The organism is Helicobacter bilis ATCC 51630 (assembly GCF_000686565.1).
Classification (GTDB): domain Bacteria; phylum Campylobacterota; class Campylobacteria; order Campylobacterales; family Helicobacteraceae; genus Helicobacter_A; species Helicobacter_A bilis.
This window is the reverse complement of sequence record NZ_JMKW01000011.1, coordinates 1-14,114: the sequence shown is the minus strand read 5'-3', so window position 1 is coordinate 14,114 and position 14,114 is coordinate 1. Positions and strand designations below refer to the sequence as shown.

Genomic DNA, 14,114 nt, shown 5'->3' with positions numbered 1-14,114 from the left:
TATTGGGATATAAACACCCAAAGAGATACAGCGACACTTAAGAATCAATATGATATATTCTCAAATATCACATTTATTGCAATATACACAAAATGTCAAATATACAATAAATTACACATTATTATAGAGCGATCATCACACGGCTAAAAGCAAGATTACGCGACACTTAGTCGTTTTCTGCCTTTAGCTCGTCTTGCATTAATCACTCTTCGCCCATTCTTTGTTTTCATTCTTGTGCGAAAACCATGAGTTCTTTTTCTCGGTGTATTATGTGGTTGATATGTTCGTTTCATTATCTGCTACCTTTTTATAGAATTTTAATAAACAAAGCCTGCAATAATAGCATACTTTTGTTATTTTTGCAAGATTTAAAGCTTTTAGAATCTAGCCTATTTATGAGGCTTATTGCCCATACAAAACACTTTTTCAAAAAGTAATCTCATTGCAAAATCACTTTGCAAACAAACTTTTTGCATCATAACTTAAAAATTTATGTCCATGTCGTAATTCTAAAAGGCGATTGTATTTCGCATTTCTCTCACCTCTTGCAGGAGCACCTGTCTTTATTTCTCCTGCATTAACGGCAATGCTTAAATCCGCTATAAAAGAGTCTTCACTCTCGCCACTTCTATGGCTGATAATGGTTTTGTATCCACTTTTTTGAGCTAGTCTTATGGCTTCCATTGTTTGTGTGATTGTGCCGATTTGATTTGGTTTTATAAGGATTGCATTTGCAATGTTTTTATTAATACCATCTTGTAATATCGCTGTATTTGTTACAAATAAATCATCGCCTACAAGCTGGATTTTTTTACCAAGTCGCTCTGTCAAATACTCCCAACCATTCCAGTCATCTTCACTTAATCCATCTTCTATGGATACAATGGGATATTTTTTTACTAGCTCTTCATAGTAAGCAACCAAGCCTTTAGAATCTAGCTTTTTATTCTCACCTTTTAAATTATAGATTCCATTCTCATAAAACTCACTACTTGCAATATCAAGGGCTATGCTTATATCTTCCCCTGCTTTATATCCGGCCTTTTCAATAGCTTGAATGATATAGTTAATAGGCTCTTCATTATTTTTTAGATTCGGTGCAAAGCCGCCCTCATCACCCACACCCGTGCTTAAACCCTTATCGTTTAGAATCTGTTTTAGCGTATGATACACTTCCACACTTGCACGCAGCGCCCGTTTAAAGCAATCAAATCCAAGCGGCATAATCATATATTCTTGAAAATCCACATTGTTATCAGCGTGACTCCCACCATTAATAATGTTTAACATAGGGGCGGGCAGCGTTGTTGCATTGATACCACCAAGATACCTAAAAAGCGGAATCTTTTGTGAATTTGCACTAGCCCTTGCTATCGCCATAGAAACGCCAAGTGTAGCATTTGCTCCAAGCTTTGAGTAGTTTTGTGTATTATCGATATTTTTTAGCATATAATCAATGCTTGTTTGCCTATATGCTTCCATACCTACAATATCTCTTGCTATCTTTTCTGTTACATTCGCACATGCTTGTAACACGCCCTTGCCTAAGAAACGCATATTATCCTTATCTCTAAGTTCTAATGCTTCCTTTTTTCCTGTGCTAGCTCCACTTGGGACAATCGCACTACCTACACTGCCATCACTCAAAACCGCCTTAACGCAAATTGTGGGATTGCCACGACTATCTAGCACTTCAAACGCATCAAGTTCTTTAATAATTGCCATTTATATCCTTTAAACCTAATAAAACTTTAATGTCGCTTATTTTAACATATTGAATGTGGTTTTTATGTTTTCATTTGAGATTCTGCATTTTTTATATGTGTTAAAACTACAATGCTAGATTTTTATTTTAGCCTTATTGTTATAGCAACAAACATGTTTCGTAGAAGTATTTATGTGGTATGATTCGACTTAATATCTTTTCTTTTTGCAATATAAAATGATAGAATTTTTACTTAAATTATAAATTAAAAATTATATGCAATGTAGAATCTTGACTAAGGGGAGAATATGAAACAAACATATATGCAAAAAGATGAGAACGATTCGCATACAATAGATAAACCACCTATTATTATAGGTAAAAATGTTTCTTTTAGTTACAATGGGGAAAAAATTTTTGAATCTGTAAATTTCGAGATTTTACACAAAGAATTTCTAGGAATCATAGGTCCAAATGGTGGCGGAAAAACAACTTTTATAAAAATTTTACTTGGACTTTTACCAGATTTTACAGGCGAGATTCACTATCCAAATAGAGATCTTTTTGCAAATAAAAAAGAGATAGGTTATGTGCCACAAAACACACAAATCAATATAAATTTTCCCATAATGGTAATAGAAATAGTAGAAATGGGTATATTAGAAACAAGAATATTTGGATATAGAGTAAATAAGAAACAAAGAATGCGAGCTTTTGAGATTCTAAGCAAACTTGGTATTGAGAATCTTGCATATAAAAAAGTCAGTGATCTAAGTGGCGGACAAAGACAAAGAGTGTTTATAGCCCGTGCATTAATCGGCAATCCAAAGCTGTTAATTTTAGATGAACCAACATCAAATATAGACACACAAACGCAACTTGAGATATATAAAATATTAAAAACAATTAACGAATTTCATACTATAATTACGATCAGTCACGATATACCCATAACTTTAGAGTATGCGACAAGAATTTTGCATATTAATAGGGCAATTCATAGCCATGAAACACCACACATTACGCTGAATAAAGATGGGCATATTTGTGAAATAGATATTTTTCAAGATTTTGCAAAGAATTGTAGCGAAAGGAGATAGGTAATGAATGAGTTTGATGTCGTCATTATTGGCGGTGGAGTGAGTGGTTGTTGCACTTTTTACACATTAACAGAATATAGCGATATAAAGAAAATCGCAATCATAGAAAAAGAAACAAAACTAGCACAAATAAGCTCAAGCCATAAGGCAAATTCACAAACAATACATGATGGTTCTATAGAAACAAATTATAGTGCTGAAAAAGCCAGAAAAGTAAAGTTATCCGCACAAAAAGTTCGCAATTTTTGTTTGAAAGAAAACCTGCAAAACAAAGTCATTTATAATATGCAAAAAATGGCAATAGGTGTGGGTGATCATGAGTGTGAAGTTATGACGAAAAGACATGAAGAATTTCAACATATTTTTCCCGGGCTAAAATTTTATACAAAAGAAGATATTAAGGCTATGGAGCCAAAAGTTATAGAAGGGAAAAGTGGTCGGGATAGACCTGAAAATGTAGTTGGTTCTGGTTTTGATTCTGATTGGTGTGCAGTAAATTATGAGGCTTTGAGTGAGTATTTCATACAAAAAGCAAAAGAGAAAAATCCACAAAATGAAGTATTTTTAGGTTTTCGTGTCAATAGGATTGAAGCAAAAAATACAGGTTATGCCATCATTGGTGCAGATGGCAGAGAGGTTTATGCAAAGTTTGTGCTTGTTGATGCTGGTTCATATTCATTGCCTCTTGCTCAAAGGGCTGGTTATGGTTTAGATCTTGGCTGTTTGCCTGTTGGCGGTGAGTTTTATTTCGCACCAAATCTTTTAAAGGGAAAAGTGTATGGTGTGCAAAATCCTAAGCTTCCATTTGCAGCATTGCATGGTGACCCTGATGTATTCGTGGAGGGTAAAACAAGACTTGGACCAACCGCACTTGCTACACTGCGACTTGAGAGTAGCAAACATTTCTTTGATGTCCTTAGCCCAGATTTATTAAAGCTTGATCTACACCTAGATGTGATTAAAGTTACTTATGATTTATTGAGTGATTCTGAAATTAGGAATTATATCTTGCGTAATATTTTCTTCCATCTGCCTTTCTTTGGCAAAAGGCTTTTCATAAAAGACGCACAAAAGATTATCCCATCACTGAAACTAGAAGACATTACATTTGCAAAAGGCTATGGTGAAGTGCGACCACAAGTCGTTGATAGGACAGCTAAAAAACTTGAGTTAGGTGAAAAGAAGATACGCACAGGAAAAGGCATGACTTTCAATATGACACCTTCACCGGGTGCGACCTCATGTTTGCAAAATGCAATGATAGATTCTGAAGAAATCGTTGCGTTTTTACACGCAAACTTTGATAAAGAAAGATTCTTAAGAGAATTATCGCCAGAAGAATTGCAATAGATTTATATCTGTCAATCTATGTGGGAGATTGTAATCCCACAATCTACTTTTTCTACTATTTTTCAAAGACTGATAAAGCACAAGCATATCGATATACATAAGAGAATGAATGTATTCTCTTACTTGTAGCTTTTTACATTGATTAAAAATTTAATGATTGTCGCAGCTCACTTAAAATGCGAAAGTTTTCTAGAATCTTGTTTGCAAATTGACTTTATATCTATATGCGTTTTTGTTGAATTGTGAGATTCATTTTCTTTGTGCCCCAAACCTTGCACCCCATACGAAGACAGAAAATCTAAATTATCCCCCAACCTTTTTCTTTAGATTTCTGTAATTATCACAGCCATTTTGTAATCCTGCTTCACATGCAAGGCTATACATTTGCAAAGCTTGTCCTGCATTCTGTGTAATGCCCCTGCCCTGCTCGTATAAAACACCTAGATTATTACAGCTACTTGCTACACCGCCCATACATGCGGTATTAAAGTATTGTGCCGCAAGTCCATAGTTAATCGGCGCACCCTCAAGCCCTTGTGCGTAAATATAACCAAGATTTGCACAGCCTACAATATCCCCTGCATTACATGCTACATAGTTTAAATCCGCTGGATTCATATTTGCATTATTGATTCCATACGCACTGCTTGCATTATTGAGTAAGCCTAGATTATAGCAACCCAACTGACTACCTGCATCACACGCAAAGCGATAGTATTGCAAGGCTTTATTCAAGTCTTTTGGCACACCCGAGCCATTTGCATACGCCCAGCCGATATTATTACACGCATCGACATCGCCACCAGCACAGCCTGTCATATACATTTCTGCAGCTTTTTGCTTATTATTCCCCATATTTGGTGCTTCATCATAAATCATACCAAGATTCGCACATGCAGTTGGATCGCCACCAGCACAGCCTTTTTGATAGTATTTAATCGCTTTTTGTGTATCACTCTGCACGCCAGCCCCATACATAAACATTACACCCACACCAAAGCAGCCCGCAGGATTACCTTGATCACATGCAGTATTAAACATACTCAAAGCTTGTTTATAATCGCCCTTTCTTGCCGCTTCAACCCCTGCATTTAGTGTGGCACTTGCACTTTTTGGATCTGCTAGCGCGTTTTCTGTCGGGCTATTATCTGGCTTAGGGAAATTATAGCTTGGTTGCACGATATTAATGTTATTTGGTGTATAAGGCATTGGCGGCACACGCGGTGCATAGCTTATAGCAATATCACTTGGTGGTGTTGGTGCGATTTGAATCTGATTCCCACCACCTTCGTCAAACCATGCTTGATTTTGACTTGGCACGACACTTGGGGCTTGTGGTTTCTCTTCATCGCCATTATACACAGGTTGCCCTTGCCCATAGCTTGGTATAGTTTGTGGAATCGAGGGTGTAGGATATGAAGGCACAGGGTAATAGAAGTTATTACCATAATAGTATCTCTCATAGGTTCGTGGATCGTAAGGGTCATAATATCGCTCATAAGTCCTTGGATCATAAGGATCATAGCGATAGTAGCCACCATAAGGTGCATAATATTGCTGTGGATAATATCCACCCTGCATATTATATTGTCCGCCATAATATCTTGGATCGCGTAAATCATAACCGCCATTTGCAGGCACATTTGTTACAGGACTTTTCCCCGAACTGCCTGTATTTTGCTGTGCTTTTGGTTGTGCGGCTCTTGTCTCTGCTTGCTCTTCATCAGCAGCATACACGCAAAGAGAAAAGCTAATTAAAGCGAGTAAAAATATCCTTTTTTTCATCATCATATCCTTAATCTAGCAGTTTTGTATTAAAAGCAAAATATATACCAAACAATTTATGCTTCATTATAGAGTGAATGAAGCATGGCTATACCCATAGCATTTTTGCTTGAATTATCCATTGAATCTGCATTGATTGACTTTGTATGCACCGCTCTTTCAGGGTGTGGCATAAGCCCAAAGATATTGTGTTCTTTATTGCAGATTCCAGCGATTTTATCCACACTGCCATTTATATCATCAGCGTATTGCAGTAACACTTGATTATTATTATATAGTGTTTCTAAGCCTTTAGAATCTATTTGATAATTCCCTTCTGCGTGTGCTATAGGCAGCATAAATTCTTCATTTTCCCCATAGTCTTTAAGCATAGCATTATCTCTTGCTTTTACACGCAAAAGGGCATTTTTAGAGATAAATTTTAAGTCTTTATTCCGCATAAGCACGCCGGGCAAAAGCTTTGACTCACATAGAATCTGAAATCCATTGCAAATGCCAAGCACCCTACCCCCATTCTCCGCATATCGCTTTAATGCTTTCATGCTTTGAGCTTGAGCGGCTATTGCCCCACATCTAAGATAGTCGCCATAGCTAAACCCACCTGCAATAACGGCTAACTTTGTTTCTTTTGGCAAAGTGCTTTCTGTGTGCCATATAAGCGTATTTTCTATGCCTTTCCCTGTATAGAAGTTTGCAACATCATATTGGCAATTTGTCCCTAAAAAATGCAAAATCGCTACCATAACTACGCCCCTAAATTATGCTTCTTGCACTTCTATTGTATAATCTTGTATGATTGGATTTGCTAGAAAATCTTCACACATTTCTTTTGCTAGACTCTCTGCCTCAACCTTATCTTTTGCTTCTAAAGTGAGATAGAATCTTTTATTCATAGTGAGTTTTGATACCGCGAAATCATGCCCTTGCAATGCTTGTAAAATCGCTTTTGATTCTGGATTTAAAACACCATCTCTTGTGCTAACTTCTATGGCTATATCATAACGCATTGCTATCCTTTTTTGCAATCTAGTAAAGGCGTATTATAGAATATTTTTTATAAAGTTATTGTTTATAAAGTGAAAAACTCGCTATCCTTTTAAGTTGCGTGAGACTAAACGATTCTAGATTTGTGTCATTTTGGGCTTTTGTAAAAAGTGAAACATCTTTATTTGAATCTATTTTTAGATTAATCTTTACTTAGATTTCATATTAGATATTTCGCTTCGCTCGATATGACAAGCTGTTTTGGACTCTAGACCCCAAACCCCGCACCTATCTAAATTTGATTGAGTTTCTAGGATTATTCCTTAAACTTTATGGAGTCTCTATAAAGCTCTCAAGATTCCATAAAAGCAAACAGATTTTAATATGGATAAATAAAAATATGTAAGTCTTTAAGTAGATAAAAAGTAATGGTCGGAGTAGCGGGATTCAAACCCACGACCTCACCCACCCCAAGGGTGCGCGCTATCAGGCTGCGCTATACTCCGATAAAAAATCTAATTGAACTAGATTCTAAGTCAGTATCAATTCCATATATTAAGTGAATGACTAAAGCAACTAGGCAAACTTTATTCTTGAATGCAACACATTAACGAGAACTTAGATTCAATAAAGTCTATGAATGAGTGCCTTATACAAACAAATAATCAACATAACAAAATTTTATACATAGAGTGGCGGACAGGGAGGGATTCGAACCCTCGGTAATCTTGCGACTACGCATCCTTAGCAGGGATGTGGTTTCAGCCAACTCACCCACCTGTCCTTGTTGTAGATTTCCAATAAAAACAAGTCTGCCAAAAAACAATTTTCAAACAGAAATAAAAGCAGAATTCTATCTAATAAAAGCTTAATTTTTACTTAAAAATCTAGCTTCTGTCTTGTGTAAAGATATATAACTTTGTCAAAGTTTAGTTTGCAGAGTTATTTATTTTGTTCTATTTACATAAAGAATTTATAGTTTGCAATTATTTTGTTATAATCTCTACCCTAAATAACACATAAAGATAAGAATAAATGAAAAACATCGTTATTGACCTTGATGGAACACTTACAGAAGATATAGATGTAGAATATAGTGATAAGCCTGTGCGAGTTGAGGTTGTGAAAAAACTAAAAGAGTATAAGGCAATGGGCTTTAATATTATCATTTCAACAAGTAGAGGCATGAGAACTTATAATGGTGATATAGGCAAGATTAACGCTAAGGTGTTGCCAGATATTGTAGCATGGTTAAATAAGCATAATATCCCCTATGATTCTATTATGGTGGGTAAGGCTTGGTGTGGCTTTGATGGATTCTACATTGATGATAAGGCAATTCGCCCATCTGAATTTGTGCAAAAGAGTTATACAGAAATACAAGATATGCTATCACAAGAAGTAGCTTATAAACAAATAATATGCGATAAAAGTAAAAATAGCTAAAGGGATAAGCAGTGATACTTATTACATCGGCACAATATTTGGTTGCAGAATTTCAAATTGAGTTTGGAAAACTGCCACCTGCATTTCTGCCGCTTGGGCAAAAAAGATTCTATGAGTATTACGCACGGCTTTTTCACGCCTATAATGAACCTATTGTTTTAACATTACCTGAAAGTTTTACACTCCATAGCTTTGATATTGCAAATCTAGCAAAATATAATATAGAGATTCTATTTGTCCCCGATAATTTAGGCTTGGGTGAATCTATTGTCTATGCGTTGAATATGAAATTGCCCCTTAATCAGTCTTTACATATTCTACATGGCGATATTTACTTAGAAAAGATAGATAGCACAGAAAATGCCATCGGCGTTATGCATGTGGATAATAATTATGAGTGGGAATATTTAAGTAGCGATTATCGTATTGCCTGTGATTCTAAGCAATCATGTGGCGATCAGCTTGCTCTAAGTGGTTATTTTCATATACAAAATCCTTACACACTGATACAATCAATAGTGTGTAGCAAGTATGACTATATTAGCGGTTTAAAGCTATATTCACAATCATATCCATTTCGTGTTGTAGAGCAAAATGGTTGGCAGGACTTTGGGCTACTTTCAAGTTATTTGCATGCTAAACAAATTATTACCACACAAAGAGCGTTTAATCAATTAGTCTTTCAAGATGGCTTTTATCTCAAAACATCATCATTACATAAAAAGCTGCAAGGAGAAATTAACTGGTTTTTAGAGTTTCCAAAAGAGTTATCTTTGCATATCCCACTATTTATGCAGTTAGATAAAAATAGCTATAAGGTTGAGTATTTGTATTTAAATACTTTGGCAGAGCTTTTTGTATTTGGGCGATTAAGTATAATTGTATGGAAAAATATCCTTAATTCCCTGCATTCTTTTCTCTCTAAACTCCATGCAAAAACTTCTACTAACCAAACAAATTTTAATTATACGCAAAAAACATTTGAAAGATTAAAAGATTTTTGCAAAGAACGCAATTTTTCATTCACACAGCCTTTTTGTTTTGTTGATAGCAATGCCAAAACACCCCTAGCGACAACTCTATCAACAACTATGGGGGGGGGGGGGGCGATATGCCCCTATTTAGCACTGCCGCATTTAGCGTTACTTTGCAAGACATGCTTACAGATATTGACACATATATTACCCCATCTTCTCATGTTTGTTTTATACATGGTGATTTTTGTTTTAGCAATATCATGTTTGACTTCCGCTCAAATCGCATTAAAACCTATGATCCACGAGGTATTGACTTTAGCGACACAATAACTCCTTATGGTGACAAAAGATATGATTATGCAAAGATATTTCATTCGCTTGTTGGATTATATGATTTTATCATTGCTGGTTTTTATAAATGTGAAATCAGCAAGTCTCACATTTACTTTGATATACAAGAACCCAGCATAGTTTCAAGTTTGCAACAATATTTCATTGAGTTGTTTTGTCCGCAAAATGCCGCAGAAATCTATGCGATTACAATCCATCTCTTTTTATCCGCACTTCCACTGCATGCTGATAATCCAAAAAGACAAGATGCTTTATTTGCAAATGCTTTTCGCCTTTACAAGCAGTTTAAAACACTCTATCCCAATTCACTCAATACAGATAAAAAAGGCAAGATATGATAATTGTTATCCCAATGGCAGGACTTAGCTCCAGATTCAAACAAAGCGGTTACAATGAGCCAAAATACATGCTTTCCTTATGGGACAAAAGCGTATTTTATTATGCGATACATAGCTTTAAAGCATATTTTAACCAAGAAAAGATTCTATTTGTATGCCGTGATATTTGCAATACAAAGGCATTTATCGATGGTGAATGCAAGAAGTTAGGATTGCAATTCTATGAAACAATAACACTCGAAAAAGAAACAATGGGACAAGCCCATACTACGCTGCTAGGCTTAGAAAAAAGTGAGACTAAAGACACAGAATCTTTACTCATTTTTAACATAGATACCTTTAGACCAAATTTTTCTCTACCCATAACAACTGATTTTAGCGAGATTGATGGCTATTTAGAAGTCTTTCACGCTGAGGGGAATGAATGGAGTTTTGTTTTACCTGATAAAAATAGCAATAAAGTCTTAAAAACAAGTGAAAAAGATAGAATCTCATCATTATGTAGTAGTGGTTTATACTATTTTAAACACACAAGAGATTTTAAAGAAGCCTTGAAGTTTTCCATGCAAAACAACATAACAACAAAGAATGAATACTACATTGCCCCACTCTATAATATATTGATAGAATGGGGCATGGATATACGATTTTTCACAATCAATCTTAGCGAAGTAGTGTTTTGCGGAACACCACGGGACTATGAGAGATTGAAACAACTTAACAAAAAGGATATTGTATGACAGAAATTAAACGCGACATGACATCTTTTACCGGTGTTTTAGGTAGTGAAAGCTTTGATAAACTTGGTGAATTAAAATTTGCTAATATGGGGGGGGGGGCAACCCTTGGCATGAATACAGAAGTGCATGGAGTAAATCCGCACGCTTTGAGATAGAGCCTACATTTCCATTGCAAATAAATTTTGAGTTAAATGCAACCTGCAATTTAAAATGCCCCATGTGTCCCATATCGCTAGAATCTAATAGCGATAAAAAGCAATTTGTTTTTCCATTTGAGATTTATAAAAAAGTCATTGATGAAGGCGTAAGTAAAGGTTTAAAAGCAATACGGCTAAATCATGTCAATGAGCCACTATTACGCAATGATTTAGAAGAATTTATTGTATATGCGAAACGCAAAGGAATTTTAGATATTTATCTTTCCACAAATGGCTTACTTCTTACACAACAAAGAGCAAAATCACTTATAGAATCTGGACTAGATAGAATCCAAATTTCACTCGATGCTTTTTCAGAATCTATTTATAAAGAAATGCGACCGGGTAGCAATTATGCAAAAGTAAAAGAGCATGTATTACAACTCATTGAGCTAAAAAAGCAAATGCAAAGCATAACTCCGCTTATTCGCGTAAATTTCGTAAGAACGGAAATTAACGAGCATGAATTAGATGACTTCATAGCCTTTTGGCGTGATAAAGTCGATATGATTGGCGCACAAGAGATGATAAAGATAAAAACCGCGCGAGACCTTAAAAGCCACACTACAACCAAAATGAAAACATTTCATTGTGCCTATCCCAATCAATTGCTTGTAATCACGGCTGAAGGCAATGTCTTACCATGTTGCACTTTCCATGCAGACACTATGCCTTTAGGGAATCTCTTTAAAGAGCTTGAAAAAGATTCAAACTTTTCTTTGGAATCTTTTTGGAATCACAAAGACATTCAAAAACTACGCATATTGCATAAGCAAGGTGCATATAAAAGTCATGCAACTTGTAAAAAATGCGTGGAAGATTCTCAATATTAATGTATGTAAGTTTATTGCCATTTATACATAGCAATAAATAACACAAAATTTACTGCTTTTTGATATTCATCTTAATAAGAGAGTATCAAATATGTAGCGTTTTGATACGCTAAATTTATATTTTTATATATTAATTGTGTTTTTTGATATATTATTGCCTATTTTTCATTATTATTTCCAGACATTCTTTATATTGCCATTAGGAGTTACAATGTCGGTGTGGTCAAATCTTAAAATTGGAACAAAGATAATTTTAGCCATTTTGGTTGCAATTTTCGTATGTATGTTGGGGTTAGTGTATGTGGTGAGTAGTCATGCTGAAAAGATACTCTTTAATGAATCTCATAAGCTTTTAAGCAATGCCGCAAAGCGTTCTGCAAATCTTATGCAAGGCTATATTAACGAAACTTATAGCATGTTATTAGCAACACATGCAAATGTGCAAGATATATTAAACAGCGACACACAGACACTAGAGCAAGAATTAAAACACAATCTTATGAATATGCTTGATCAAAATAACTTTGGCACCTATGGCTATATCATCTTAAAAGATGTGGATAGGCAGTCAAAATTTAAAGTTGGCAATGACTATATCATGCTTGCACTAGATAGTAATCCAAGAAATGAAGGCGGTGTAAATATGCTTCCTTCAGATTCTACAATTTTAACACTAAAGGGTGTGCAAACCGCACTTGCAAGTGGCAAACCAAGCGTTGGAACACCGCGTAAATTTAATTTTAATAATAAAGAATTGTATATTTTATCTCTCAATATCCCTTTGCATAATAAGCAGGGAAAAGTTATAGGCGTGATTGGCATGCTTGTTGATATTGATGAGCTATCAGCAGATTTTCGCAGTGATAGACTTTCTGTTTTTGCTAGAGATTATAGGGTATTGCTGAATCAAGATGGCATGGTAATTATGTACGCTGATAAAAGCTTTGAGGGCAAGATTCTCACAGAGGTGAATAGTTCGCCTACTGCACTCAATGTTACAAATGCTATTAAGAACAAGCAAGAAGGTGTAGTGGAATATTATAACTTGCGTGGTGATCTAAGCTATACTGGAATTGCCGTATTTGACATTTGGAAAGATTTGGGCGTGTATTGGGGGATTGCCGTTACTGCACCGGAGGGGTCTATTTATGCACCACTGCGTGATTTGCGTAATAACATGATTATTGGAGCGATTGTTTTTATGCTTGTTGTGGTTTTTGCTATATGGTGGGTAGTAAAGGTAAATGTTACGACAAGAATACACGGGCTAGAATCGCTACTTACATCTTTCTTTCAGTATTTAAATCATGAAACAAGTAAAGCACCAGATCTTTTGAAACCGCGTGCTAATGATGAGATAGGACACATGGCTCGCGCCATTAACGACAACATTAAAAAACACAAAGGTCATTGCAGCAAGATTCTGTGCTTGTAAATGAAGTTATGGAGATTGTAGATGAAGCAAAAGCAGGGCGATTTGGCAAACATATTACACAAACAAGCCCTAACCCACAGATTAATAAACTAAAAGATTCTTTAAATGAAATGTCGCACACTCTATATCTTTTGGTTGGAGATAACCTAGCCGAAGCCAAAAGAGTGTTTGACTCGTTTGACAACAACGACTTTACTCCAAGAATCCAAGATCCTCAAGGGCTAGAACAAAGTGTAAATAAGCTTGGAGATTCTATTACTACAATGCTTCAAGTATTAGCCCAATATGCAAGAGAGCTAGAGATTAAATCAAAAGATTTAGAAGAAGCAGTAACCACTCTTACACAAAGCTCAAACACACAGGCAAGTTCTTTGCAGCAAACTGCCGCTTCAGTTGAAGAGATTACAAGTTCAATGCAAAATGTTTCAGGCAGGACAAGTGAAGTTATCACACAAAGTGAAGATATTAAAAATGTCATTGAAATCATTCGTGATATAGCCGATCAAACAAACCTGCTTGCACTTAATGCAGCAATAGAAGCAGCAAGGGCAGGGGAGCATGGCAGAGGCTTTGCAGTCGTAGCAGATGAAGTAAGAAAACTAGCAGAGAGAACTCAAAAGTCTTTGGGTGAAATAGAAGCAAATACGAATATACTAGTCCAAAGTATCAACGACATGGCAGAATCTATAAAAGAACAAGCTCAAGGCATAGGACAGATTAATGAATCTATCTCGCAACTAGAGCAAACCACACAGCAAAATGTAGAGATTGCTAATAAATCACAAGAGATAAGCAACGCCCTAGACCTAGTCGCAGCAAAGATTCTAGAAGATGTGAATAAAAAGAAGTTTTAAGGTAGTTTATCGGTATTTT

14 protein-coding genes, 2 tRNA genes and 1 pseudogene are annotated in these 14,114 nt (G+C 35.6%); 10 read left to right on the top strand and 7 right to left on the bottom strand.

The genetic code is table 11. The annotated features are described in order from the left end of the window. Positions 1 to 155 precede the first annotated feature (155 nt). Positions 156 to 293 (bottom strand): 50S ribosomal protein L34, encoded by a 138-nt coding sequence (rpmH, locus tag T368_RS14795; protein WP_004086213.1) that lies wholly within the window; start codon positions 291 to 293, stop codon positions 156 to 158. Positions 294 to 450: 157 nt separating this feature from the next. Continuing rightward, positions 451 to 1,725 carry a phosphopyruvate hydratase gene (eno, locus tag T368_RS0103530; RefSeq protein WP_004086212.1) on the bottom strand — a complete coding sequence of 425 codons (1,275 nt, stop codon included), beginning with the start codon at positions 1,723 to 1,725 and terminating at the stop codon, positions 451 to 453. A gap of 288 nt (positions 1,726 to 2,013) precedes the next feature. Between eno and T368_RS0103525 the strand changes: the two genes are divergently transcribed. Together T368_RS0103525 and T368_RS0103520 are read left to right on the top strand one after the other, a co-directional pair. Then, a complete protein-coding gene (locus T368_RS0103525; protein ID WP_027338302.1) occupies positions 2,014 to 2,805 on the top strand; it encodes a metal ABC transporter ATP-binding protein in 792 nt (263 codons plus the stop codon). 3 nt (positions 2,806 to 2,808) lie between these two features. After that, on the top strand, positions 2,809 to 4,155 hold the full coding sequence (locus T368_RS0103520) for an FAD-dependent oxidoreductase (protein ID WP_027338301.1): 1,347 nt from the start codon (positions 2,809 to 2,811) through the stop codon (positions 4,153 to 4,155). A 303-nt stretch (positions 4,156 to 4,458) separates the two neighbouring features. Here the strand turns inward: T368_RS0103520 and T368_RS14465 are convergent, their stop codons facing one another. From T368_RS14465 to T368_RS0103490, 5 genes are all read right to left on the bottom strand, one after another. Then, positions 4,459 to 5,940, bottom strand: coding sequence for a tetratricopeptide repeat protein (locus tag T368_RS14465; RefSeq protein WP_004086209.1), 1,482 nt, complete (start codon positions 5,938 to 5,940; stop codon positions 4,459 to 4,461). A 56-nt stretch (positions 5,941 to 5,996) separates the two neighbouring features. Then, positions 5,997 to 6,683: a phosphoribosylformylglycinamidine synthase subunit PurQ gene (gene purQ / locus T368_RS0103505; RefSeq protein ID WP_004086208.1), complete on the bottom strand. Its 687-nt coding sequence runs from the start codon at positions 6,681 to 6,683 to the stop codon at positions 5,997 to 5,999. A 15-nt stretch (positions 6,684 to 6,698) separates the two neighbouring features. Then, entirely contained in the window at positions 6,699 to 6,947 is a 249-nt protein-coding gene (gene purS, locus T368_RS0103500; RefSeq protein ID WP_004086207.1) for a phosphoribosylformylglycinamidine synthase subunit PurS, read from the bottom strand. A gap of 406 nt (positions 6,948 to 7,353) precedes the next feature. Then, positions 7,354 to 7,430, bottom strand: a tRNA-Pro gene (locus T368_RS0103495). 187 nt (positions 7,431 to 7,617) lie between these two features. Further along, positions 7,618 to 7,708: transfer RNA gene (locus tag T368_RS0103490), tRNA-Ser, on the bottom strand. 251 nt (positions 7,709 to 7,959) lie between these two features. On the opposite strand from T368_RS0103490, the gene T368_RS0103485 reads away from it, so the two are divergent. From T368_RS0103485 to T368_RS16510, 8 genes and pseudogenes are all read left to right on the top strand, one after another. Next, on the top strand, positions 7,960 to 8,370 hold the full coding sequence (locus T368_RS0103485; RefSeq protein WP_004086206.1) for an HAD family hydrolase: 411 nt from the start codon (positions 7,960 to 7,962) through the stop codon (positions 8,368 to 8,370). An 11-nt stretch (positions 8,371 to 8,381) separates the two neighbouring features. Further along, positions 8,382 to 9,677: a hypothetical protein gene (locus T368_RS13125; protein ID WP_004086205.1), complete on the top strand. Its 1,296-nt coding sequence runs from the start codon at positions 8,382 to 8,384 to the stop codon at positions 9,675 to 9,677. Further along, positions 9,608 to 10,036: a hypothetical protein gene (locus T368_RS13120; protein WP_034595111.1), complete on the top strand. Its 429-nt coding sequence runs from the start codon at positions 9,608 to 9,610 to the stop codon at positions 10,034 to 10,036. The genes T368_RS13125 and T368_RS13120 overlap by 70 nt, the downstream gene beginning before the upstream one ends. Then, positions 10,033 to 10,776, top strand: a complete 744-nt coding sequence (locus T368_RS0103475) for a glycosyltransferase family 2 protein (protein WP_004086200.1) — start codon at positions 10,033 to 10,035, stop codon at positions 10,774 to 10,776. The genes T368_RS13120 and T368_RS0103475 overlap by 4 nt, the downstream gene beginning before the upstream one ends. Continuing rightward, positions 10,773 to 10,931, top strand: coding sequence for a hypothetical protein (locus T368_RS16520; protein WP_237022125.1), 159 nt, complete (start codon positions 10,773 to 10,775; stop codon positions 10,929 to 10,931). The genes T368_RS0103475 and T368_RS16520 overlap by 4 nt, the downstream gene beginning before the upstream one ends. 14 nt (positions 10,932 to 10,945) lie before the next feature. Continuing rightward, positions 10,946 to 11,806, top strand: coding sequence for a radical SAM/SPASM domain-containing protein (locus T368_RS13115; RefSeq protein WP_237022124.1), 861 nt, complete (start codon positions 10,946 to 10,948; stop codon positions 11,804 to 11,806). A gap of 211 nt (positions 11,807 to 12,017) precedes the next feature. Next, positions 12,018 to 13,241 (top strand): cache domain-containing protein, encoded by a 1,224-nt coding sequence (locus tag T368_RS16515; protein WP_237022123.1) that lies wholly within the window; start codon positions 12,018 to 12,020, stop codon positions 13,239 to 13,241. A gap of 470 nt (positions 13,242 to 13,711) precedes the next feature. Next, positions 13,712 to 14,095, top strand: a pseudogene (locus T368_RS16510) (methyl-accepting chemotaxis protein); the annotation flags it as partial. Between the last annotated feature and the right edge of the window lie 19 nt (positions 14,096 to 14,114).

Bases quoted from the DNA above. Each gene is read 5' to 3' on its own strand.
- T368_RS0103485 (WP_004086206.1), top strand. From the start codon at position 7,960: ATGAAAAACATCGTTATTGACCTTGATGGAACACTTACAGAAGATATA.
- T368_RS0103525 (WP_027338302.1), top strand. From the start codon at position 2,014: ATGAAACAAACATATATGCAAAAAGATGAGAACGATTCGCATACAATA.
- T368_RS14465 (WP_004086209.1), bottom strand. From the start codon at position 5,940: ATGAAAAAAAGGATATTTTTACTCGCTTTAATTAGCTTTTCTCTTTGC.
- purQ (WP_004086208.1), bottom strand. From the start codon at position 6,683: ATGGTAGCGATTTTGCATTTTTTAGGGACAAATTGCCAATATGATGTT.
- purS (WP_004086207.1), bottom strand. From the start codon at position 6,947: ATGCGTTATGATATAGCCATAGAAGTTAGCACAAGAGATGGTGTTTTA.
- T368_RS16515 (WP_237022123.1), top strand. From the start codon at position 12,018: ATGTCGGTGTGGTCAAATCTTAAAATTGGAACAAAGATAATTTTAGCC.
- T368_RS0103475 (WP_004086200.1), top strand. From the start codon at position 10,033: ATGATAATTGTTATCCCAATGGCAGGACTTAGCTCCAGATTCAAACAA.
- T368_RS16520 (WP_237022125.1), top strand. From the start codon at position 10,773: ATGACAGAAATTAAACGCGACATGACATCTTTTACCGGTGTTTTAGGT.
- T368_RS0103520 (WP_027338301.1), top strand. From the start codon at position 2,809: ATGAATGAGTTTGATGTCGTCATTATTGGCGGTGGAGTGAGTGGTTGT.
- T368_RS13120 (WP_034595111.1), top strand. From the start codon at position 9,608: ATGTTTGACTTCCGCTCAAATCGCATTAAAACCTATGATCCACGAGGT.
- rpmH (WP_004086213.1), bottom strand. From the start codon at position 293: ATGAAACGAACATATCAACCACATAATACACCGAGAAAAAGAACTCAT.
- eno (WP_004086212.1), bottom strand. From the start codon at position 1,725: ATGGCAATTATTAAAGAACTTGATGCGTTTGAAGTGCTAGATAGTCGT.